At 74.4% G+C, this 20,917-nt stretch carries 19 protein-coding genes and 4 tRNA genes; 13 read left to right on the top strand and 10 right to left on the bottom strand.

The window, feature by feature from the left end:
* Positions 1–35 precede the first annotated feature (35 nt).
* A complete protein-coding gene (locus tag EDF18_RS02200; protein WP_123545993.1) occupies positions 36–1,277 on the top strand; it encodes a S9 family peptidase in 1,242 nt (413 codons plus the stop codon).
* Here the strand turns inward: EDF18_RS02200 and EDF18_RS02195 are convergent.
* The 3 genes from EDF18_RS02195 to EDF18_RS02185 are packed head-to-tail and all read right to left on the bottom strand — an operon-like array spanning position 1,198 to position 3,364.
* Positions 1,198–2,013, bottom strand: a complete 816-nt coding sequence (locus EDF18_RS02195) for a dihydrofolate reductase family protein (RefSeq protein WP_123545991.1) — start codon at positions 2,011–2,013, stop codon at positions 1,198–1,200. The genes EDF18_RS02200 and EDF18_RS02195 overlap by 80 nt on opposite strands.
* Positions 2,010–2,459, bottom strand: coding sequence for a SufE family protein (locus EDF18_RS02190; RefSeq protein ID WP_123545989.1), 450 nt, complete (start codon positions 2,457–2,459; stop codon positions 2,010–2,012). The genes EDF18_RS02195 and EDF18_RS02190 overlap by 4 nt, the downstream gene beginning before the upstream one ends.
* Positions 2,460–2,464: 5 nt before the next feature.
* Positions 2,465–3,364 carry a sulfurtransferase gene (locus EDF18_RS02185; RefSeq protein WP_123545987.1) on the bottom strand — a complete coding sequence of 300 codons (900 nt, stop codon included), beginning with the start codon at positions 3,362–3,364 and terminating at the stop codon, positions 2,465–2,467.
* Between the two features lie 188 nt (positions 3,365–3,552).
* Between EDF18_RS02185 and zapE the strand changes: the two genes are divergently transcribed.
* A complete protein-coding gene (gene zapE / locus EDF18_RS02180; RefSeq protein ID WP_123545985.1) occupies positions 3,553–4,569 on the top strand; it encodes a cell division protein ZapE in 1,017 nt (338 codons plus the stop codon).
* 236 nt (positions 4,570–4,805) lie between these two features.
* The gene (locus EDF18_RS02175) at positions 4,806–6,086 is read left to right on the top strand and encodes an ammonium transporter (protein ID WP_123545983.1); all 1,281 of its coding nucleotides are present in this window, start codon (positions 4,806–4,808) and stop codon (positions 6,084–6,086) included.
* Positions 6,087–6,496: 410 nt separating this feature from the next.
* Here EDF18_RS02175 and EDF18_RS02170 read toward each other — a convergent pair.
* The 3 genes from EDF18_RS02170 to EDF18_RS02160 form a co-directional block, all read right to left on the bottom strand.
* Positions 6,497–6,568 (bottom strand) — tRNA-Val (locus EDF18_RS02170).
* 62 nt (positions 6,569–6,630) lie between these two features.
* Positions 6,631–6,704 (bottom strand) — tRNA-Cys (locus EDF18_RS02165).
* A gap of 62 nt (positions 6,705–6,766) precedes the next feature.
* Positions 6,767–6,838 (bottom strand) — tRNA-Gly (locus tag EDF18_RS02160).
* Positions 6,839–7,013: 175 nt separating this feature from the next.
* Between EDF18_RS02160 and EDF18_RS02155 the strand changes: the two genes are divergently transcribed.
* From EDF18_RS02155 to EDF18_RS02145, 3 genes are all read left to right on the top strand, one after another.
* A tRNA-Val gene (locus EDF18_RS02155) sits at positions 7,014–7,089 on the top strand.
* Positions 7,090–7,177: 88 nt separating this feature from the next.
* The gene (locus EDF18_RS02150) at positions 7,178–8,209 is read left to right on the top strand and encodes an alcohol dehydrogenase catalytic domain-containing protein (protein ID WP_123545981.1); all 1,032 of its coding nucleotides are present in this window, start codon (positions 7,178–7,180) and stop codon (positions 8,207–8,209) included.
* A gap of 135 nt (positions 8,210–8,344) precedes the next feature.
* Positions 8,345–8,692, top strand: coding sequence for a hypothetical protein (locus EDF18_RS02145; RefSeq protein ID WP_148050027.1), 348 nt, complete (start codon positions 8,345–8,347; stop codon positions 8,690–8,692).
* Between the two features lie 49 nt (positions 8,693–8,741).
* Here EDF18_RS02145 and EDF18_RS02140 read toward each other — a convergent pair whose 3' ends face one another.
* The 4 genes from EDF18_RS02140 to EDF18_RS02125 are packed head-to-tail and all read right to left on the bottom strand — an operon-like array spanning position 8,742 to position 13,064.
* Positions 8,742–9,590, bottom strand: a complete 849-nt coding sequence (locus EDF18_RS02140) for a glycosyltransferase family 2 protein (protein WP_123545977.1) — start codon at positions 9,588–9,590, stop codon at positions 8,742–8,744.
* Positions 9,587–10,651 carry a glycosyltransferase gene (locus EDF18_RS02135; protein ID WP_123545975.1) on the bottom strand — a complete coding sequence of 355 codons (1,065 nt, stop codon included), beginning with the start codon at positions 10,649–10,651 and terminating at the stop codon, positions 9,587–9,589. The genes EDF18_RS02140 and EDF18_RS02135 overlap by 4 nt, the downstream gene beginning before the upstream one ends.
* On the bottom strand, positions 10,648–11,865 hold the full coding sequence (locus tag EDF18_RS02130) for a glycosyltransferase (RefSeq protein ID WP_123545972.1): 1,218 nt from the start codon (positions 11,863–11,865) through the stop codon (positions 10,648–10,650). The genes EDF18_RS02135 and EDF18_RS02130 overlap by 4 nt, the downstream gene beginning before the upstream one ends.
* On the bottom strand, positions 11,862–13,064 hold the full coding sequence (locus EDF18_RS02125) for a glycosyltransferase (protein ID WP_158614599.1): 1,203 nt from the start codon (positions 13,062–13,064) through the stop codon (positions 11,862–11,864). The genes EDF18_RS02130 and EDF18_RS02125 overlap by 4 nt, the downstream gene beginning before the upstream one ends.
* 252 nt (positions 13,065–13,316) lie before the next feature.
* On the opposite strand from EDF18_RS02125, the gene EDF18_RS02120 reads away from it, so the two are divergent.
* From EDF18_RS02120 to EDF18_RS02090, 7 genes are all read left to right on the top strand, one after another.
* On the top strand, positions 13,317–14,249 hold the full coding sequence (locus tag EDF18_RS02120) for a WcbI family polysaccharide biosynthesis putative acetyltransferase (RefSeq protein WP_123545968.1): 933 nt from the start codon (positions 13,317–13,319) through the stop codon (positions 14,247–14,249).
* Positions 14,246–15,301 carry a hypothetical protein gene (locus EDF18_RS02115; RefSeq protein WP_123545966.1) on the top strand — a complete coding sequence of 352 codons (1,056 nt, stop codon included), beginning with the start codon at positions 14,246–14,248 and terminating at the stop codon, positions 15,299–15,301. The genes EDF18_RS02120 and EDF18_RS02115 overlap by 4 nt, the downstream gene beginning before the upstream one ends.
* A complete protein-coding gene (locus EDF18_RS02110; protein ID WP_233568947.1) occupies positions 15,298–16,686 on the top strand; it encodes a glycosyltransferase family 2 protein in 1,389 nt (462 codons plus the stop codon). The genes EDF18_RS02115 and EDF18_RS02110 overlap by 4 nt, the downstream gene beginning before the upstream one ends.
* Positions 16,687–16,896: 210 nt before the next feature.
* Positions 16,897–18,036 carry an ABC transporter substrate-binding protein gene (locus EDF18_RS02105; RefSeq protein WP_123545964.1) on the top strand — a complete coding sequence of 380 codons (1,140 nt, stop codon included), beginning with the start codon at positions 16,897–16,899 and terminating at the stop codon, positions 18,034–18,036.
* Positions 18,036–18,956, top strand: a complete 921-nt coding sequence (locus EDF18_RS02100; RefSeq protein WP_369878211.1) for an ABC transporter permease — start codon at positions 18,036–18,038, stop codon at positions 18,954–18,956. Before EDF18_RS02105 ends, EDF18_RS02100 begins: the two co-directional genes overlap by 1 nt.
* On the top strand, positions 18,953–19,816 hold the full coding sequence (locus EDF18_RS02095; RefSeq protein ID WP_123547230.1) for an ABC transporter permease: 864 nt from the start codon (positions 18,953–18,955) through the stop codon (positions 19,814–19,816). The genes EDF18_RS02100 and EDF18_RS02095 overlap by 4 nt, the downstream gene beginning before the upstream one ends.
* Positions 19,813–20,895, top strand: coding sequence for an ABC transporter ATP-binding protein (locus EDF18_RS02090; RefSeq protein ID WP_123545962.1), 1,083 nt, complete (start codon positions 19,813–19,815; stop codon positions 20,893–20,895). Before EDF18_RS02095 ends, EDF18_RS02090 begins: the two co-directional genes overlap by 4 nt.
* Positions 20,896–20,917: the final 22 nt, after the last annotated feature.

The raw sequence follows: 20,917 nt of genomic DNA, 5'->3' as shown, positions 1-20,917 counted from the left end.
CCCCGTAGCTCCGCCCCGCCCGCCCGGAGGTCTCGATGTCCCGTCGCCCACGCACACGCCCTCGCCGCACGCCGGCGGCCGTCGCCGGCCTCGTCGTGTCCGTCTCCCTCGGCGGCACCGTGGTCGCGGCGTCGCTCGCCCTGGCGGCGGGCGCCGTCACGATGGCGCGGAAGGTCGTCACGCCGGCGCGGCGCCGCCCTGACGACGTCCGGGTGCTCGGGCACGACCCGGCGGCAGCGACGGTGACCCTCGCGGCGAACGCCGACACGCGCCTGTCCGGCCGCTACAGCTTCTGGTTCGACCACGGGAGGGGGCACGCCCGCCTCGGCGAGGTCGTGCGGGAGGAGCGGGGCCGCGTCGTGCGCCGTGTCGAGGCCGTCGACGAAGGCGACCTGGCCACGGCGCGGGCCGGACGGATCGGCGGCTGGCTGTGGCGGTCGCCGCGCGACGCCGGGCTGACGGTCGAGGACGTCGAGGTCGGGACCCCGGTCGGGCCGGCGCCGGCCTGGCTCGTGCCCGGTCCGGACGGCACGGAGGGGCCATGGATGATCGGCGTGCACGGGCGCGGCGTGACGCGGGCCGAGACCGTGCGCGCAGCGCCGGTCTTCCACCGGGCGGGGCTGACCTCCTTGCTCGTGTCGTACCGCAACGACACCGAGGCACCCCGGTCGGCCGACGGCCGATACGCGCTCGGCGACGCGGAGTGGACCGACGTCGAGGCCGCGATGAGCTGGGCCGTCGACCACGGCGCGACGTCGATCGTGCTGATGGGCTGGTCGATGGGCGGCGCCACCGTGCTGCAGGCGGTGACCCGGGCCGAGCACCGCGACCGCGTGGTCGGCGTCGTGCTCGAGTCGCCCGTGGTCGACTGGCGCACCACCCTCCGCTACCAGGGGACGGCCATGCGCGTGCCGCGGGTCGTGCAGGAGCTGGCGATGCGCCTCCTGCAGTCCCCTCGGGCGTCACGGCTGAGCGGCCGGGCCGAGCCCCTGGACCTCGATCGTCTCGACCTGGTGGAGCGGGCCGGCGAGCTGCGCGTCCCCGTGCTGGTGCTGCACAGCGACGACGACGGCTTCGTGCCGTCGACGGCCTCGCACGCCCTCGCCGCCGCCCGGCCCGACATCGTGCAGCTCGAGGTGTTCGAGGTCGCCCGGCACACGAAGATCTGGAACTACGACCCCGAGCGCTTCGAGGCGGTCATCGCCGAGTGGCTGGGCCGTCTGCCACGAGCCAGCGTGCGTACAGGGCGCTCTGGTCGTCCATCATCAGCTGGCTGAGCGAGAGCCGCGACGGGTCGAAGCGCTCCCGGCCGAAGACGGGCAGCCCGCTCCCGATGACGACGGGCGAGGTGGAGAGGCAGAGCTCGTCCACGAGGCCGTCGTGCAGCAGCTGCCCGGCCAGCGAGGGGCCGCCCTCGCAGACGAGCGAGCGCAGGCCGTGGCCGCGGAGGCGGTCGACCAGGGTGGCGGGAGCGACCACGCCGTGGTCGTCGTCGACGACGAGGACGGTCGCCCGGGCTGCGACGTCGACGCCGAGGGTCTCCGTGACGCGATCGACCGCCGCTGCGGGGCAGACGACCACGACACGGTCGGCGCGCTCCGGGTCCATCCGGTGTCCGCTGAGGTCGCCGCTGGCCGTGAGCACGACGAGCTGGGCGGACCGGGGCACCCGGTAGCCCTCGGCGCGGACGCTCGCGGCGCCCACGAGCACCCCGTCGGCCAGGTCGCGGATCGCGGCCAGCACGGCACGGTCGTCCGCGTTGCTCAGCGTGTCGGAGGTGCCGTCCTCGCCCGCCGCGTCGCCGCTGACGGCCGCGATCAGGTTGAGGCGCAGCCAGTCGGCCGCAGGAGGCGCGTAGAGCTCGCGCAGACGCGCCCGCCCTTCGTCGGTTCCTGCCTCGACGACCGTGCCTGCCTCGATGACAGGGTCCGCCCCGACGACACGGTTCGCCTCGACGAGCGCGCCGGTGCCCGCACCCCGCGCAGGAGCCGGGTGCAGCACCCGCAGGGTCACGCCGCCGACTTCTCTCGGACCTGGCGCTTGGCGCGGGCGAGCAGCGCCGTCATGCCCCGCACTCGGAGCGGGCTGACCGCCACGCCGAGGCCGATCGTCTGCGGGTAGTCGTCGGGGACGTCCTCGAGCACCTCGCGCACCGACAGGCCGCTCAGCCCCTGGGCGAGGATCGACGCGAAGCCGCGTGTCGTCGGCGCCTCGCGAGGAGCCGTCGCGTGCATCGTCACGACGTCGTCGGACACCTCGACGAAGATGAACACGGGCGACTGGCACTCCTCCACGCGCTCGAGCAGGTCGGGGTGGCCCTCGTACTCGGCGGGCAGCGACGGCAGCTCGTCCGAGAACTCGAGCAGCAGCTGCAGCCGGTCCTTCACGTCGAGGGCGAGGAAGTCCTCGCGGGTCTCCGCCAGGACGCGGGGGAGCGCCCCGGGCTCGGAGGCCGACACCGCGCTCAGCGCCCCGGGACCGTGCCGGGCTCGACGCCCTGCACGATCGGCACGCGCACGGCGCTGCCCCACTCGGTCCACGAGCCGTCGTAGTTGCGGACGTTCTCGAACCCCATCAGGTGGTGCAGCACGAACCACGTGTGGCTCGACCGCTCGCCGATGCGGCAGTACGCCACGACGTCGTCGCCGTCGGAGAGGCCGGCGCCGTCGCGGTAGATCGCGTCGAGCTCGCCAAGGCTGCGGAAGCGGCCGTCCTCGGCCGCCGCCTTGCCCCACGGCACGTTCTGCGCCGACGGGATGTGGCCGGCGCGCAGCGCGCCCTCCTCGGGGTAGGCCGGCGCGGTGGTGCGCTCACCCGAGTACTCCTCGGGGGAGCGGACGTCGATCAGCGGCGAGCCGAGGTGCGCGAGCACGTCGTCCTTGTAGGCGCGGATGCGGCTGTCGTCCCGCTCGACGACGGGGTAGTCGGTGGCGACCGGCTCGGGTGCGTCGGTCGTGTACCCACGGCCCTCCGCCTCCCACGCGGCTCGTCCGCCGTCGAGCAGGCGTACGTCGTCGTGGCCGAAGAGGGAGAAGACCCACAGGGCGTAGGCGGCCCACCAGTTGTTCTTGTCGCCGTAGATCACGACGGTGCTGTCGCGGGAGATGCCGCTGCGCGACATCAGTGCGGCGAACGCCTCGCCGTCGACGTAGTCGCGCTGCACGGGGTCGTTGAGGTCGAGGTGCCAGTCGATCTTGACGGCGCCCGCGATGTGGCCGGTGTCCCAGAGCAGCACGTCCTCGTCGGACTCGACGACCACGAGGCCGGGCGTGCCCAGGTTCTGCTGCAGCCAGTCGGTGCTGACGAGGCGCTCGGGGTGGGCGTACTCGCTGAACCGTGCGGACGTGTCGTGCTCGACGACCATTGCTGTACCTCCTGGGTCGGCCCCGAGGGGCTGGGCGGTGTCGTGGGGGCGGCGGATAGGATCGCCGCGCGGCCCCGTCGAGGCTACGCACCCTCGGTGTGCCCCGGCCGGGTCCCTCTGACTCTGACACAGATCGCGTCCCGGACATTCCCGCGGGCGCCCGTCCCGACGCCTGCGAGGTCGCACCGATGCCCACCGATCCCCTCCGCACCGTCGTGTCGCTCGTCGACCGGGCACCGACCATCACGGGCGCCGAGATCGTGGCCGAGCTCGTGCCGCCGCGGCAGTTCGCCGAGGCCTCGCTCGAGAACTACCGACCCGACGACGCGTTCCCCTCCCAGGCCGAGGCGGTCGAGGCCGTCGCCTCCTTCTGGGCCGCCGCCGAGCGCCCGGCCCGGCGCGGGCTGTTCCGACGTCGTCCGGAGACGCAGGAGGCGCCTCCCGGCCTCTACCTCGACGGCGGCTTCGGCGTCGGCAAGACGCACCTGCTGGCCGCGGCGTACAACCGCGCGGCAGGCCGGCGCTACTTCGGCACCTTCATCGAGTACACGGCCCTCGTCGGCGCGGTCGGCTACGCAGGGGCGGCGAAGCAGCTCGAGGGCGCGGCGCTCGTCTGCATCGACGAGTTCGAGCTGGACGACCCGGGCGACACGATGATGATGACCCGCCTGCTCGGCGACCTCGCGGACGCGGGCACCCGCATCGCGGCGACCTCGAACACGCCGCCCGGCGCACTCGGCGAGGGGCGCTTCGCCGCGGCGGACTTCCTCCGCGAGATCCAGGGGCTCTCCGACCGGTTCCGCACCCTCCGCATCGACGGGAACGACTACCGGCGCCGCGAGGTCGAGGCACGGGCGCACGTCGTGGACGACCTGGACGCGGCCGTCGCCGCGGTCGCGGGCACCGCCTCCCTCGACGACTTCGGGGCTGCCGTGCAGCACCTGTCGACGGTGCACCCCAGCCGCTACGTCAAGCTCATCGGCGGCCTCGACGCCGTCGGGCTGCGCGACGTGACGCCGCTCACGAGCCAGACCGACGCCCTGCGCTTCGTCGCCTTCGTCGACCGCCTCTACGACGCGCAGGTGCGCGTGCTCGCGACCGGGACCCCCCTCGACGAGGTGTTCAGCGACGAGATGCTCGCCGGCGGCTACCGCAAGAAGTACCTGCGCGCGACGTCGCGGCTCGTCGCGCTGACCTCCTCCTAGACCTCTCCGAGCAGTTCCGGGGCGTCGTCCCGGCTGCCGGGGAGCCTCCGGAAACGCGTTGTTCACACGGGGCCGGATCCTGTTACATCGCCGAAACACGGGTGCACACGGTCCGAAACGAGGCGCCGCGACACTGGGGACCGCACCGCCCGAGCCCCGTGCTCACAGCCCGCTCACCCTCGCGGACGGGTCGGGACCGGTGCGCCCCTGGCTCCCGAACTCGAGAGGTACCACCCATGGATCAAGGCAACACCGCGTTCATGCTGATCTGCGCAGCACTCGTGCTGCTCATGACGCCCGGACTGGCGTTCTTCTACGGCGGCCTCGTCAAGGCCAAGAGCGTCATCAGCATGATGATGCTCAGCTTCGGTGCGATGGGCCTGATCGGCGTCCTCTGGGTGCTCTACGGCTACGCGATCGCGTTCGGCAACCCGACCTCGATCCCCGGCGGCTCCGACGCCTTCGTCGGCATCCAGGGCTGGTTCGGCATCGACACCGCGTCGCTCGGCCTCGACAGCGCCTTCCAGGACAGCCTCGCCCCGGCCGGCGACTACCCGACGATCGCTTTCGCCGCCTTCCAGGCGACCTTCGCGATCATCACCGTCGCCCTCATCTCCGGCGCCATCGCCGACCGCGCCAAGTTCGGCGCGTGGATGATCTTCGCCGGCGTCTGGGCCACGGTCGTCTACTTCCCCGTCGCGAGCTGGGTCTTCAACTTCACCACGGACGACGACGGCAACGTGGTCGGCGGCTGGATCGCCGCCATGGGCGTCATCGACTTCGCCGGCGGCACGGCCGTCCACATCAACGCCGGTGCTGCGGCGCTCGCCCTGGCGCTGGTGCTCGGCAAGCGCGTCGGCTTCGCCAAGGGCGCCGACAAGCCGCACAACCCGCCCTTCGTGCTGCTGGGCGCCGGGCTCCTCTGGTTCGGCTGGTTCGGCTTCAACGCCGGCTCGGAGCTCGCTGCCGACGGCGTCGCCGCCCTCGCGTTCCTCAACACCATCGCCGCCCCCGCCGCTGCCGTCCTCGGCTGGCTCGTCGTCGAGAAGCTCAAGGACGGCAAGGCCACGTCGGTCGGCGCCGCCTCGGGCGCCGTCGCCGGACTCGTCGCCATCACCCCGGCCTGCGCCGCGCTGACGCCCGGCTGGGCGGTCGTGCTCGGCGTCGTCGCCGGCGCCGTCTGCGCCCTCGCGATCGACCTCAAGTTCAAGCTCGGCTTCGACGACTCCCTCGACGTCGTCGGCATCCACCTCGTCGGCGGCCTGCTCGGGACGCTCTACCTGGGCATCTTCGCGAACGAGACCGGCCTGATCTTCTCCGGCACCTTCACGCAGCTCGGCATCCAGGCGCTCTCGGCCGTGGCCGTCATGCTCTACTCGTTCGTGCTCGCCTTCGTCATCGGCTTCGTGATCGAGAAGACCATCGGCTTCCGCGTCAAGAACGAGGACGAGGTGGCCGGCATCGACCTCGCCCTGCACGGCGAGGAGGGCTACGTGCTCGAGAACGCGCGCGCCTAGCGCTCGGCCTCACCGCACCTCCCCGGCGGCCCCGGTCCTCGCGACCGGGGCCGCCCTGTGCGCTCTGAGTGCGTCGCGCTGGTCCTGCGGCCACTGCGCGCCGCTCGTGCTGTCGCCGGGGCTGCTGCGCGCCGCTCGTGGTGTCCCCGGGCCTGCTGCACGCCGCTCGTGGTGTCCCCGACGGACCGCGCGCACGCAAGGGGGTCCGTACCCGAGGAACTCGCGCGGACCACGGAACGCGCAGCAGGGTGTGCGCGGTCCCCAGGGCTCCAGGAAAGCGAGGAGGCGTGCGCCGGGCACGCGGGGGAGCTTCCGACAGCGTGGGCCAGATCGGCGAACGACACGAGCCCGGTGACGGCACGAGTCCGGGAACGACGAAGGCCCCCGATCTCTCGGGGGCCTTCTCTGTGTGAGCGATACTGGGATCGAACCAGCGACCTCTTCCGTGTCAGGGAAGCGCGCTACCGCTGCGCCAATCGCTCATGCTTGTTCAGTTGTCATCGTCTCGGGAGACGAATCGATCATAGACCCAGAGGATGATCCATGGAGGTGGAGACGGGATTTGAACCCGCGTGAACGGCTTTGCAGGCCGGTGCCTCGCCTCTCGGCCACTCCACCAGATGAGATACTCCCAGAGGGAGCCACCATCGGTGGACTCCCTCTGGTGAGCTTTACACTCGAGCGGATGACGAGATTCGAACTCGCGACCCTCACCTTGGCAAGGTGATGCGCTACCACTGCGCCACATCCGCACTTCGTTCTGCATTCCTGCGAACAAGAAGAACACTACCCAGACCCTGGACAGAAAACAAATCGAGAGATGTTCGTGTCTTGGTCGCCTCCTCGACGCCTCGCCGGAGGCGCAGCCGGCCTCCTCGAATGGCGCCCGGGTCACAAGATCCACTAGTATCGACGAGTCCCGATCAGGGGCGATTGGCGCAGTTGGTAGCGCGCTTCCTTCACACGGAAGAGGTCATCGGTTCGAGTCCGGTATCGCCCACCACGAGTCTGAACGACCACGAGCCCCGGCCCGCCAGCCGGGGCTCTCGTCTTGCCCGGGCGCCGTCACCCGACGGTGCCAGGATCGGGGGATGCGCGCCGTCCAGTACGACCACTTCGGGTCCGTCCCGTCCATCGTCGAGCTCCCAGAGCCCGTGCCCCCGGCTGACGGTGTCGTCGTCAGGGTCGCCGCGACCGGCGTCTGCCGCAGCGACTGGCACGCCTGGAAGGGACACGACGACTCGGTCCGGCTGCCGCACGTCCCCGGGCACGAGTTCGCCGGCGTGGTCGCGGCCGTGGGCCCGGACGTCGCCCGGGTCTCGGTCGGGGACCGCGTGACCGCTCCCTTCGTCTTCGCGTGCGGCACGTGCGACGAGTGCCGCGCGGGCGCCACGCAGGTGTGCACGCGTCAAGAGCAGCCCGGCTTCACCCTTGCTGGCTCCTGGGCCGAGTCCGTGGTCGTGCCGCACGCCGACGTCAACGTGATCGCCCTGCCGGACGCCGTCGGGTTCGTGGCGGCCGCCGCGCTCGGCTGCCGTTTCGGGACCGCCTACCACGCGCTCCACGACCGGGCCCAGGTCCGATCGGGCGAGCAGGTCGCCGTCTTCGGCTGCGGTGGGGTCGGCCTCTCGGCGATCGCGGTGGCCGTCGCCTCCGGTGCCCGCGTCGTCGCCGTCGACGTCTCGCCCGCGGCCCTCGAGCGGGCGGCCGCCCTCGGTGCCGACGTCGTCCCGATGGACGAGCAGGCCGTCGACGCTGTCCGTAGCCTCACCGGAGGCGGTGCGGACGTCGCCCTCGACGCCTACGGCAGCCGCGCCACGTCCGCCGCCTCGGTCCGCTCGCTCCGGCCCAGGGGGAGGCACGTCCAGGTGGGGCTCCTCCTCCACGACGAGGCCGCCCCCGTCATCCCGATGGGCAGGGTCATCGCCGACGAGCTCGAGCTGCTGGGCAGCCACGGCATCTCGGTCGGGGAGTACGCCGCGATGATCGCCGACGTCGTCGCGGGCCGGCTGCGGCCCGAGGAGTCGATCGGCCTGACGATCGGCTTCGACGACCTCCCCGGCGCCCTAGCCGCCATGGAGCGTCCGGCGACCACCGCCGGGATGACGGTCGCCGTCTTCTGACGACTCGGAACTGAGCGGCCTCTCGGGCGCACGCCGGGACGGCCTCCTCGGGGACCTCGCCTCGGGACCAGGGCAACATGGACGGACAGGGCTCGCCGGCAGGACGAGCCGACGCCGACCCAGGAGGAGACCGCGGTGCCGCGACTGACGATGGACGAGCTCACGGGCTGGATCGACGAGTTCCACTCGTCCGAGCAGGTCGACGCCGCCGCACCGCAGGCCGTGGACACGTCGTGGGACGAGACGACGGTCGACACCGGGCTCGTCGTCCTGCGTCTCGAGACGTCCGGGACCGAGGTGTACCTGCGCCGCAAGATCGGTGGGTCGCCCGAGTGGACGGTCACGTTCGAGGCCCGCGAGCACGCCGCCGAGGCGACGTCAGCGCAGGTCACGGCCCTGGCGGCCGAGGTGAGCGCCGTCGCACGGCTCTGTTCGTTCCTCAGCGAGCGCACCGCCGAGCACGCCCGGCTCCGGTCGGGATGACGGAGGGCCGTCTCCCGCGCCCGGCGGACAGGCGAGGTGCGCAGACCGCTCAGGCCGTGACGCGCTCCCAGCCGCCGTCCTCGGCGACGCGCACCGCGCCTCCTTCGCGGAACGCCTCGAGCCAGCCGCCCATCGGCCACTCGCCCCACCGCTCGGCGAACCGCCGGCCGTTGCGGAGGATGTCGTCGAGGTGCTGCCAGGGCGGCGCCGTCGTGGGGTGCCACTGGTGGTACGCGTGCGCGCCGCCGACCCAGACGAGCGGGAGGCCGAGCGACCGGGCGGTGAAGGCGAAGTCGGTGTCCTCGCCGCCGTAGCCCTCGTAGCCGGGCTCGAAGCCGCCTGTCCGCGCCCAGGTGTCGGCGGCGAGGGCGAACGAGAGCGACCAGAACAGCGCGTACTGGTCGTGCCCCGCGACGACGGTCTCGCCGGCCTCGGGCGAGGGGCGCGCCGCGTGCGGCCGCGTCGCGGCGTCGAGCGAGTGGTCGTCGAGGCCGACGTGGCCCTCGGGCAGGTACGTGACCGGGCCGCAGAGCAGCGCGTCGGGGTGCGCCGACGCGGCGGCCTCGTACCGCACGACCAAGTCGGGGCCGGGAACGCAGTCCGCGTCGAGGAACACCACGAGCGAGGCACCGAGGGCGATCGCCTGCTCGGCACCTGCGTTCCTGCCGGCCGCGAGGCGCAGGCCGTCGGGTCCCGGCGGCACGTGCAGCACGTGGGCCTCGGCCAGCTCGGGGAGCGCGGGCGCCGGCGTCTCGTCGAGCCAGACGACGACGTGGGGCACCGACGGCCGGAGGCGCGCCAGGGCCTCGCGCTGGGGCAGGAGGTGGTCGAGACGGGCGGCCGAGCAGAGCGTGACCGCGACCGTCGAGCCGGTCGGCGCGGGCTGCCGCCCCGTCACCGGGCGACCTCGGAGATCACCGCGGCGGCTCGGGCACCGGCGCCGTCCACTTGCCAGAGCGACCAGTCGGGAGCGAGCGCGCACGCCCGGTCGAGCAGCTCGGGCCACGCGTCCGGCGCGGGCCAGCCGTGGTCGGCACGGCCGTGATCGGGCACGACGGCGAGCCCGCGCTCGGCGAGGAGGCGCCCCGTCGTCCGCTGCTCGTCGAACGGGCGGTCCTGGGGGACGACGACGGCGCGGGCGCCGGCGGCCGCGAGATCGGCGACGCTGTTCTGGCCGGCGGCCGAGACGACGACCTCGGCTCGGCGGAGGAGAGGCCACGGGTCGTCGACCCAGCTGTCGGCCGAGGCGCCGAGCAGGGACCAGCGCCAGGCAGGCGTGGCCCTCGAGGCCTCGGCGACGCGCTGCGCGAGCCCCTCGCGACCCTCCGCGCCCCCGCCGGCCAGCACCAGGACGGTGCCGGGGGCCGGTGAGCCGGGGCCGTCGACCCGGCCGTCGTGCCGGGAGATCCCGCCCACGAACCGGACCCTGTCCCGGACGCGGTCGAGAGCGGACGAGACGTGCAGCCCCTCCGCCCAGGGCGCGAGGACACGGTCAGCCGCGTCCCAGCCGAGGGCGTGCGGAGCGTCCGAGCGGTCGCCGGGCTGGGCGACGACGACGGGCGGCACCCCGAGCAGGCGGACGAGCAGCGTGACCTCGACGGAGACGTCGACGACGAACGCCCGGGGCCGGGCGTGCGCGATCCAGGCCGCGACGGCGGCGAGGCGCCCGGCGTGGCCGTCGTGGTGCAGCGGCGCCCAGTGCAGCATGCCGCGCACCGTCGGGTCGGTGCCCGACTCGGGGTCGCCGGGGGCCCGGGTCGTGCCGTCGGGCGCGACCACGTCGTGGTCGTCCCGCGGGAGCTGCAGCCAGGTCGTGGCCTCGGGCAGGACGGCCGGTGCAGCGAGGGAGCTGAAGACGACCACGTCGGCCTCGAGGTGCGGCCGCACCGCCAGCAGCCGCGTCAGGTGGCCGGCACCGTGGTGGTGCACATACCAGCCGACGAGGGGACGCGCGGTCACGCGACGGCCTCGGGGGCGAGCAGGGCCCTGGCCCTCCCGGCACCGGTGAGGTGGCCCGCGACCAGAGCCTCGTGCACCTCCTCGACCACCTCGGCACGGCGGTGCAACGAGAAGCGTGCCACCGCGTCGGCCCGCACCCTGCGGCGGAAGCCCGGCGTCGTCGAGGCCTCCGCGGCGAGCCCGGCCACGAGGTGCGCGAGCCCGGCCACGTCGTCCCGCGGGACGAGACCTGCCCCGATGCTCGAGCCGACGACCTCGGGGACGCCGCCGGTCGCGAAGGAGGCGACGGGCGTGCCGGTCGACAACGCCTCCGCGATGACGAGCCCGAACGGCTCCTCCCAGCAGGGCGTGACGAGGGCGCAGGCCGACCGGCCGACGAGGTCGGCGAGCTCGGGCTGCCGCAGCGGCCCCACGTGCTCGGCGTCCGCCCCCAGCAGGGGCACGACCATCGACTCGTGGTAGTCGACGTCCCCGACCCGCCCGGCCAGCACGATGCGTCGGCCGGCGAGGCGCGCGGCCTCGATCGCGAGGTGCGGCCCTTTCTCGGGCACGATCCGCCCGGTCCAGACCAGGTCGTCGCCGCCGGGGCCGAGGGGCCAGAGGTCCGTGTCCACCGCGTTGGGCAGCACGCGCGCCTCGACGCCCTCGGCTCGCCAGACGGCCGCCGTGTGCTCGCTCACGGCGAGGAACGCGCTGCGCGGCTCGACGCCGGCCCGGTGGTGCTCGAGCAGGTCGGGCAGCGTCGGGGTGTGCAGGGTCGAGACGACGGGCACGCCGAGCTCGCCGGCCCGCGAGAGCACGTGGCCGCTGAGGGAGTGGTTCTCGACGACGTCGATCTGGTCGGCGTGGTCGCGGATCCAGTCCAGGGCGCGGTGGAGCGCCGGCACGGCCACGTCCAGGTAGCCGGCGGGGTAGGTCGAGTCGGTGGCGTCGGCCGGGTCGTCCCAGTGCACGGCGGGAAGTGCGAACTCGGGGGGCCCGCCGAGCAGGTGGTCGCTGCCCTCGACCGCGCAGAGCAGCACCTGGTGGCCACGGGAACGGAGGACGCGCACCTGGTGCCACACGCTCGACTCCAGGCCGCCCGCGTGGGGCTCGGCGATCGGGTAGCGCAGAGGAGCCACGACGACGATGCGGCGCGGGCGCGCGGCCGTGCGCGCCGGCTCGACGAGCCCGGTCGACGAGGAGGCGGCGCCCGTCCCGGACACGGCCGTCACGAGACCAGCTCCGAGGGCCGGGCGGAGGAGGTGGGCTCGGTGGCACCGGACGCGTGACGGGCCGCGGCCGTGACGACGGCGCGCTCGTACGCCGCGAGGTGCGCCTGCGCGATCTCGCCCCGCTGGGCCCGTCGCTGCTCGCGGCGCTCCGCCACGAGGGCCCGTCGGGCCGCTGAGCCGGGCCGGGTGGGAGCGTCGCCGCGCGCCCGCAGGAGCGAGGAGACGGCGGCCGCCAGCTGGCCGGCGTCGCCGGCGTCGAAGGACGCGGTGTCCACGGCGGCGGGGTGCTGGTCGGCGACGTGGCCCACCCGCGGTGCTGCGACGGGCACGCCCAGGTCCCAGCTCAGCTCGACCCAGCCGGAGTGCGTCCCGTGCGAGTACGGCAGCACGACGACGTCGAGGTCGGCCAGCGCCTCCGCCAGCTCGTCGTCGTCGAGCCGCGGGTGGACCGCGAGCGAGACGTCGAGATGACCCGGCGCGTCGGCGACGAGGGCCCGCACCTCGGCGAGCGCCGCCGCGTCGCGGACGCGCTCGTTGACGTCGACCCGCACGGCGACGGGCCGACCGTCCTCGGCCAGCAGCCCGGCGGCCGCGATCAGGGTCGCGACGGAGCCCGGTCCGTCGACGTTGGGGCGCAGGTCGCGCAGGCTGACGCCGACGACGACCTCGTCGTGCGCGGCGCCGGTCGGGGCTGCCGAGTCGAGGGGAAGGAGGTGCGGGTGCGGCACGACGACGGGCCGGCGCCCGAAGGTGCGCTCGACCTCGTCGGCGGCTCCCTCCGTCAGGGTGAGCACCTCGTCGGCCTCGGTGACGAGCAGGCCCAGGTGGGCGCGGTGCGGCGCCTGGTCCACCAGCTGCGGGTTCACGAGGTCGTGCACGGTGTGGACGATCGGCAGCCGTGCGGCACGGGCGGCGTCGACGACGCGGCGGAGGTGCTCGAGGTCGTACGACTCGGTGCCGAAGTGCACGTGCAGCACGTCGACCTGGGCGGCGTGCTCGGCGATCCAGCCGGCGTCGAGCACGACGGGCGGCCACCAGCGGGCGGGCTCCGAGGGGTCGGGCAGCGGGTCGGCGAGACGGACGACGACCCGCGCGACGGCGGAGTCGTCGACCGGCTCGAGGTGGCGGACGTAGGGGTGGCCGGCGGGCACGGACGCGACGCGCAGGGCGTCGCGGGCGGGCGGCGGGGTGTCGATCATCGGGCCTCCTCGGCTCAGTCGGGGCGCGACGGTCGGGCAGACCGTCGGGAGGTGAGCCGGGGCGACTCGGGGACCCTGGGGAGACCGGGGGCCCGGTTCGCGTCGAGGGAGGGGCCGATGGGAGCGGCCTTCCTGCACCATAGCCGGAGAAGGGCCTGTGTGCCCGGTGACGCAGAGTGGCCCTCACGGGGCGCCATCCAGCACGATGGGGTCGTCGCGTCTGCCACCTGCGGGACGCCACGGAGAGGCACCATGACCCAGCACACCCCGGCCGTCGACGGCCGCACCCGGCACTACGGGCATTTCTACGGTCTCGGCGAGCCCGAGGGCGACGGTCCCGTCGCCGTCGTGATCGGCAACTGCCAGGCCGAGTCGCTCCGGGTCGCTCTCGACGGGGGCGGCCTCCGCACCGTCCGGACACCTGCTGTTCACGAGCTCGTCACCGCCGACCTGCCGCACCTGGACCGCTGGCTGGCCCGCGCCTCCGTGCTGGTCTCCCAGCCGGTGCGCGACGACTACCACGACCTCCCGCTCGGCACGCGGCAGCTGACCGCCCGGCTCGGCCCCGGGGCACGCGTCGTCGCCGTGCCCGTCGTCCGCTTCGCGGGCCTCTACCCGACGTCGGCGATCGTCCGGCCGCCGCACGACCCGTCGCTGGTGCCGCCGCTGGTCGACTACCACGACCTCGTCGTGCTGGCCGAGGCGGCCGCCCGGCGTGACGGCACGACGACCCCGGTCCCACGGCTGGACGCAGAGTCGGTCCGGTCGGTCGCCGCGCTCTCGCTGCACGAGCTGCGGAAGCGCGAGGAGGCGCACGACGCGGTGGTCGCGTCCGACCTGTTCGACGACCCGTCGTTCGCGCAGATGCGCACCCTCAACCACCCGGGCAACCCCGTGTGGACGGCGCTCGCGTCCCGTGTCCGCGATCGCCTGGGGCTGTCCGAGCACGTCGTCGACCCCGGACGGCAGCTGCTCGACAGCGTCCACGCGCCGCGGCTGCAGGCGGTCGTCGACGCCTTCGGGCTCGACGACGAGGCCACCGACCACTGGATCGTCGAGGGCACCCGGGTGCCCCGCGAGGAGGTCCGGGAGGCGCACCTCCGGTGGTACGAGCGCGAGCCGCAGGTCGTCGACGCCGGCCTCGCCCGCCACGCCGACTCCTTGGCGCTGCTGGGGCTCGCGTGAGCGCCGACGACCGCGCCGCGCCGCACCCGGAGGCACCTGCCCTCGTCGTGACCGACGACCCGCAGCACGGCGTGACCGTCCTCGCCCGGCGCGTCGCCGACGCGGTCGCCCGCCGCACTGGTCGGGACCTCGCGGTCTCGCCGTCCGACCTGACCGGGCCCAGGCCGCCCGCCTCGGCCCACCTGCACTTCACCGACCGGCTGTGGGCGACGTCGCCCGAGGACGCCGCGGACCGCCTCGTCGACCTCGCCGGCCGGGTCGCCCTGACGGTCACGCTGCACGACCTGCCCCAGCCGTCCGACGGCGAGCGCAACCTCGTCCGGCGCGGCGACTGCTACCGGCGCGTGGTCGAGGCCGTGGCGGGCACGGTCGTCAACAGCGAGCACGAGGCGCTGCTGCTCGCCGAGCACACGACCGACGGGGTGCGACCCGGCATCGTCCCGCTCCCCGTGGACCTCGCCCCGCCGCCGACCGGACGGCCCGCGGCCGACGGCACCGCCGCCGTCATCGGCTTCGTCTACCCCGGCAAGGGCCACGCGGAGCTCGTCGACGCCGTCGCCCGGCTCCGGGCCCGCGGGGACGACGCGGCAGGGTCGCTCCGCGTCACCGCGCTCGGCCGTGCCAGCGCGGGGCACGAGGCCGAGACCGACCAGCTCGTGTCGGACGCCGCCTCCCACGGGGTCGTCCTCGACGTGACCGGGTACCTCGACGACGCGGTGCTCCTCGACCGCTGCCGCCGCGCCTCCGTGCCGGTCGCCGTGCACCGACACGTCTCGGCGTCGGGCTCGATCGCGACCTGGATCGGCGCCGGGCGACGCCCGATCGTGCCCGACACGCGGTACTCCCGCGAGATGGCGGCGCTCCGGCCCGGCACCCTCAGCCTGATCGACGACGATCCCGACGCCCTCGCCGAGGCCATCGCGCGGGCCGTCGCCGACCCGGACTCCACCTGGCTGGCTCCCGACGCCTGGACAGCGCCCGACATCGACGACGTCGCGGCGGCGTACCTCGCGTGGTGGGGCGGCCGCGAGCGAGCGGGGGCGACGCCGTGACCGACGAGCGACGAGACGAGGAGGCGCCCGCCCGTGCCCTGAGGGAGCCCAGGGGAGTGCCGGGCAACCGCTGGGACCTGCTCGACGGCCTCGTGCCCGACCCGCTGCCGACCGTCTCCGTGGTCGTGGCCCACTACCGCCAGCAGGCCGAGCTGGACCGGACCCTCGCCGCCCTCGCGCGTCAGGACCACCCGGCCGAGCTGCTCGAGGTCGTCGTTGTCGACGACGGCTCGCCCGAGGCGCCCCGCGTGCCCGACGGCATCCGGCTGGTGGTCCAGGCCGACGAAGGCTTCCGGCTCTCCGCGGCGCGCAACCTCGGGGTGCGCTCGTCGACGGGCGAGGTGCTCTGCTTCCTCGACGCCGACACGGCGCCCGAGCCCGGCTGGGTGACGGCCATGTCGAGGCTGCCCGCCCTCGCGCCGGAGGCCGTCGTCGTCGGCACGAGGCGCCACGCCGACTTCGGCGGCGTCGCCGTCGACGCCCCTGTCGAGCAGGAGGGGCCACGGCACGAGCTGCCCGCCCCGCGCTGGCTCGACGACGCCTACCGCGCCAGCCGCGACCTGCTCGACTCCGACGACCGCTCGTACCGGCACGTCATCGGCGCCGTGCTCGCGTGCTCCCGCTCGTTCCTCGAGGCCGTCGGCGGCTTCGACGAGGACTTCACGACCTACGGCGGCGAGGACTGGGAGTGGGCCTGGCGTGCCTGGCGCGGGGGCGCGGTGCTCGCCCACGAGCCCGCCGCCGTCGCCTGGCACGACGGCCCCGACTGGGCCGGCCGCGACTCGGTCGACCGCCAGCGGCAGAAGAACGGCGAGACGCTCGTGCTCAGCGGGCTCGTCCCCGTCGAGGGCTCGCGGCCGCGAGGGCTGCGCGGGGCGACCCCCGACGTGCTGGTGCGGCTCGCCGCAGCGCCCTCGGCGGGCACCGCCTGGCTCTGCGTCGACACCGTCCTGGCCGCGCTGCCCGGCTCCGTCGTCGTGGTGCCCGACGAGCACCTGCCCGTCTTCGCTGCCGACGCCCGGGTCGTCGGAGCCTCGGACGAGGTCGCTGCCCGGGCGACGCGTACAGCGCGGGTGACCGTCGACCTGCCGGCCCCGGTGCGCGTCCGCGACGCCGCCTCCCTGCTCGAGGCGGTCTCCTCAGTGGGCGTCGGGGCCCTCGGCACCGTCGAGGTCACGGAAGGCTCGACGGGCGACGGGCAGGACGGCGCACCGGACGAAGGAGGCGGCACCTCCGTCCTGCGCATCCGCTCGAGCCGGGCCGAGGCCCGCGCCCGGCTCCACGGCACCGAGGAGTTCTTCGAGACCCGCTGCGTCGCCGCGACCTGGTGCGAGCGCGTCGAGGGCGAGCCGTCGCTCGCCGCCTACCTGGGCGGCTGGGGCTGAGTCGGGGCGGGCGATCCAGGGGCGGGCAGGCCCGGGGCGGGCACGCCCGACGGCCGAGGGCCCGCGCGCCATCGACCGTTCACCCGCGCTCCACCCGGCGCCCCCCGGACCGACGCCGGGCCTCCCTACCGTGCACGCAGGCCGACCGACGCCCCTCCGCGAGCTGATCCCCAGACGCGACCGGCGGCCGAGCACCAGGAGGACCCACCCGTGATCGACAAGCGACACCTCGCCGCCGCCGCCGCCCTCGGCGCCCTCGCCCTCGCCCTCGGCCTGACCGGCTGCTCGGCCTCCGCCGACGCGTCCGACGCGGCAGGCGCCTCCGGCACCGACGCCACCACCGCGACCAGCGCCGCCGACCTGGGCGGGATGGACGCCCTCGTCGCCGCCGCCGAGGCGGAGGGCGAGCTCAACGTCATCGCCCTGCCCGACACCTGGGCCAACTACGGGAAGATCATCGACGCGTTCGAGGCCGAGTACGACATCACGGTCAACTCGGACAGCCCCGACGTGTCGAGCGCGGAGGAGATCACCGCCGCGCAGAACCTGGCGGGGCAGGACGGCGCCCCCGACGTCTTCGACCTCGGCTCGGCCGTCGCGCTGGCGAACACGGACCAGTTCGCGCCCTACAAGGTCACCACGTGGGACGACATCGCCGACGACCACAAGGACGCCGACGGCACCTGGGTCTACGACTACACGGGCCTGATGTCGGTCGGCTACGACGCGGACGCCGTCCCCGAGCCCAGCAGCCTCGACGACCTGCTCGGCGACGACTACAAGGGGAAGATCGCGATCAACGGCGACCCGACCCAGGCGGGCGCGGCCGCGGCCGCCGTCCAGTGGGCCGCCCTGCAGGACGGCGGCAGCGCGGACGACGTGCAGCCGGGCGTCGACTTCTTCGGCCAGCTGGCCGACGCCGGCAACTTCCTGCCGACCGACCCGACCCCGGCGACGATCGCCTCGGGCGAGACTCCCGTGGTCTTCGACTGGAGCTACAACAACCTCGCTGCGGCGGCCGACGCGGGCGGCCGTGACTGGAAGACCGCCGTGCTGCCCGGCACGGCCCTCGCCAGCTACTACAACCAGGCGATCAACGTCGACGCGCCGCACCCGGCCGCCGCGCGTCTGTGGCAGGAGTTCATCATGGGCGACACGGCGCAGAACCTGTACCTGGCCGCCGGTGCCTACCCCGTCCGCCTGGCCGCGATGGTCGAGGCCGGCACGGTCGACCAGGACGCCCTGGACGCCGTGGGCGAGCAGCCCGAGGACACCGTGCAGCTGACGAGCGAGCAGACCGAGGCCGCCTCGGCCCTGCTCGCGCAGTCGTGGGCCGCGGCGATCGGCTGATCGTGACCACCCTGGCGGAGACCGTCCCCCAGGCCTCCGTCACCCCGGACGGCGCCGTGCCCACGAGGGCCCGGCGCCGTCCGGCGGCGTGGTGGGGGCTCACGCCGTTCGTGCTGTACGTGCTGGCGTTCCTCGTGCTGCCGTGCCTGCTCGCGCTCGGCACCGGCCTCGTCGACGGCGACGGCCGGCCCACGCTGTCGAACCTGAGGGCGCTCGGCGACCCCGTCGTGCTGCGCACCTTCGCCAGCTCGTTCCTCGTCTCGGGAGTGACTGCCGTCGGGGGAGCGGTCGTCGGCGCCGTCGTCTGCTGGGGCCTCACCGCTCTCCGCCCCGACGGGCTCGTCCGAAGCCTCGTCGACGGCGCCGCCAGCGTGCTCGCCCAGTTCGGCGGCGTGATGCTCGCCTTCGCGTTCACCGCGACGATCGGCATCCAGGGCGTCGTCACGCAGCTGCTGCTGACCCGGGCGGGCGTCGACATCTTCGCCGACGGAGCGTGGATCTACGAGGTCCCCGGTCTGCTGCTGCCCTACCTGTACTTCCAGGTGCCGCTGATGGTCATCACCTTCATGCCCGCGGTCACCGGCCTCGCGCCCCAGTGGCAGGAGGCGGTCGCCACGCTCGGCGGGACGTCCCGCCAGCACCTGCTGCGCGTCGTCGTCCCGGTGCTGGCGCCCGCCTTCACCGGCAGCCTGCTCCTCCTCTTCGCCAACGCGTTCTCGTCCTACGCGACCGCGGCGGCCCTGATCAGCCAGGGCTCGCAGATCGTGCCGCTCCAGATCCGCGCCGCCCTCGTCAGCGAGACGGTGCTCGGCCGGGAGAACGTCGCTGGCGTGCTCGCCCTCGGGATGGTGCTCGTGATGGTCGTGCTCATGGTCGGCTACTCCCTGCTGCAGCGCCGCACCGACCGGTGGACGCGATGAGCGCGGCCGGCCGCGGCACGACCCGCGGCAGCGGCCCCGGCGCAGCGTCGTCCGCCGCCCGCCGCGCGGCCCTCGTCGTCATCGGCCTCGTCTTCGCCGTGCCGATCGCCGCCATGGTCGCCTTCTCGCTGCGGAGCGCCGACGGCACCGGCCACGACCTCGGCCACTGGCTCGCCCTGGCCGACCCGGAGAACGGCCGCGCCTACCGGAACCTCGTCGAGGGCGTGACGAACAGCCTGGTGCTCGCGGTCGTCACCGCGGTGCTCGTCCTCGTGATGCTGGTGCCCGCGATGGTGCTGGTCCACCTGCGGTACCCGCGCCTGTCGCGGGTGCTCGAGTTCGTCTGCCTGGTGCCGATCACGGTCCCGGCGATCGTGCTCGTCGTCGGGCTCGCGCCGGTCTACTCGGTCGTGGCGCGCCTCCTCGGCTCGGGGGCCTGGACCCTCGCCCTCGCCTACGGGGTGACCGTCTTGCCCTACGCCTACCGGGCCGTGCAGTCGGACCTCGCGGCGACCGACCTCCGGACCCTGACCGAGGCGTCGCGGACGCTCGGCTCGAGCTGGCTCTCGACCCTCGTGCTGGTCGTCGTGCCGAGCCTGCGTCGCGGGCTGCTCGCCGCAGGGTTCATCACCGTCGCCGTCGTGCTCGGCGAGTACACGATCTCGTCGCTGCTGAACCGCGTCACCCTGCAGACCTCGCTCGTCCAGATCAGCCGCAGCGACCCGTTCGCCGCCGTGATCGTCGCCCTGCTCGCACTCGCCTTCGCGTTCGTGCTGCTCGTCGTGATGGGCCGGGTCGGCTCCGTCGGCACGGCGCGTCCCGCCGTCTCCTCCTCCACCTCCCGGAAGGCCCTCTCGTGACCGCCACCCTGCCCGAGCGGCCCGCCGCCGCCTCCTCGACGACGACCGGCGCCGCCGGCGCGACCGTCGCCTTCCGGTCCGTGGTCAAGGAGTACGCCGGCCACCGCGCTCTGACCGGTCTCGACCTCGACCTGGGTGCCGGCGAGCTGGTCGCCCTGCTCGGGCCGTCTGGCTGCGGCAAGACGACGGCGCTGCGCAGCCTCGCGGGGCTCGAGGCCGTGACGAGCGGGACCGTCTCGATCGACGGCCGTGACGTCGTCGGCGTCCCGACGCACCGGCGCGACGTCGGGATGGTGTTCCAGGCGTACTCGCTGTTCCCGCACCTCACAGTCCAGCAGAACGTCGAGTTCGGCCTTCGGATGCGACGCGTGGCCCGGGCCGAGCGGGCACGGCGGGCTGCTGAGATGCTCGACCTGGTCGGGCTCGGCGACCTCGGCTCCCGGTACGCGCACCAGCTGTCGGGCGGCCAGCAGCAGCGCGTCGCGCTCGCCCGCGCCCTCGTCACGCGGCCGCGCGTGCTGCTGCTCGACGAGCCGCTGAGCGCCCTCGACGCGAAGGTGCGCGTCCAGCTCCGCGACGAGATCCGCCGGATCCAGCGTGAGCTGTCGATCACGACGCTGTTCGTCACCCACGACCAGGAGGAGGCGCTGGCGGTCGCCGACCGCGTGGCGGTCATGCGCGCCGGCGGCATCGAGCAGATCGGTGCCCCCGAGGAGCTCTACGCGACGCCGGCGACGCAGTTCGTCGCGGAGTTCGTCGGGACGAGCAACCGGCTGCGCTCGGAGGTCGTCTCGGGGAGGGTCCGGCTGCCCGGGGGAGAGGTGCCGGCCGTCGGCGTCTGCGCGGACGGCCCGGTCTGGGCCTACGTCCGGCCGGAGGACGTGGTCTTCGCCGACCGGGGCCTCGCCGGCACGGTCGAGCAGGTGTCGTTCCGCGGGGCCACCGTGCGGACCGTGGTGCGGACGGCGGGCGACGTGCTGATCACCCTCGACCACCGGGCCGACCGCCGCCGCGCCGTCGGGGACACCGTCTGCCTGGCCATCACGGCGCAGGCCGTCGCCGTCGCCGCGATCGACTGACGCGGCGGCTGCGGCTGCGGCG

Source organism: Frigoribacterium sp. PhB107, assembly GCF_003751515.1.
Lineage (GTDB): Bacteria > Actinomycetota > Actinomycetes > Actinomycetales > Microbacteriaceae > Frigoribacterium.
Note: the sequence above shows the minus strand (reverse complement) of the source record. Positions and strands in the feature narration are given on the sequence as shown.

What these genes read in the sequence shown, in the direction of transcription:
- EDF18_RS02200 (WP_123545993.1), top strand. Translation starts at nt 36, where the DNA reads ATGTCCCGTCGCCCACGCACACGCCCTCGCCGCACGCCGGCGGCCGTC.
- EDF18_RS02185 (WP_123545987.1), bottom strand. Translation starts at nt 3,364, where the DNA reads ATGGTCGTCGAGCACGACACGTCCGCACGGTTCAGCGAGTACGCCCAC.
- zapE (WP_123545985.1), top strand. Translation starts at nt 3,553, where the DNA reads ATGCCCACCGATCCCCTCCGCACCGTCGTGTCGCTCGTCGACCGGGCA.
- EDF18_RS02175 (WP_123545983.1), top strand. Translation starts at nt 4,806, where the DNA reads ATGGATCAAGGCAACACCGCGTTCATGCTGATCTGCGCAGCACTCGTG.
- EDF18_RS02150 (WP_123545981.1), top strand. Translation starts at nt 7,178, where the DNA reads ATGCGCGCCGTCCAGTACGACCACTTCGGGTCCGTCCCGTCCATCGTC.
- EDF18_RS02125 (WP_158614599.1), bottom strand. Translation starts at nt 13,064, where the DNA reads ATGATCGACACCCCGCCGCCCGCCCGCGACGCCCTGCGCGTCGCGTCC.
- EDF18_RS02120 (WP_123545968.1), top strand. Translation starts at nt 13,317, where the DNA reads ATGACCCAGCACACCCCGGCCGTCGACGGCCGCACCCGGCACTACGGG.
- EDF18_RS02095 (WP_123547230.1), top strand. Translation starts at nt 18,953, where the DNA reads ATGAGCGCGGCCGGCCGCGGCACGACCCGCGGCAGCGGCCCCGGCGCA.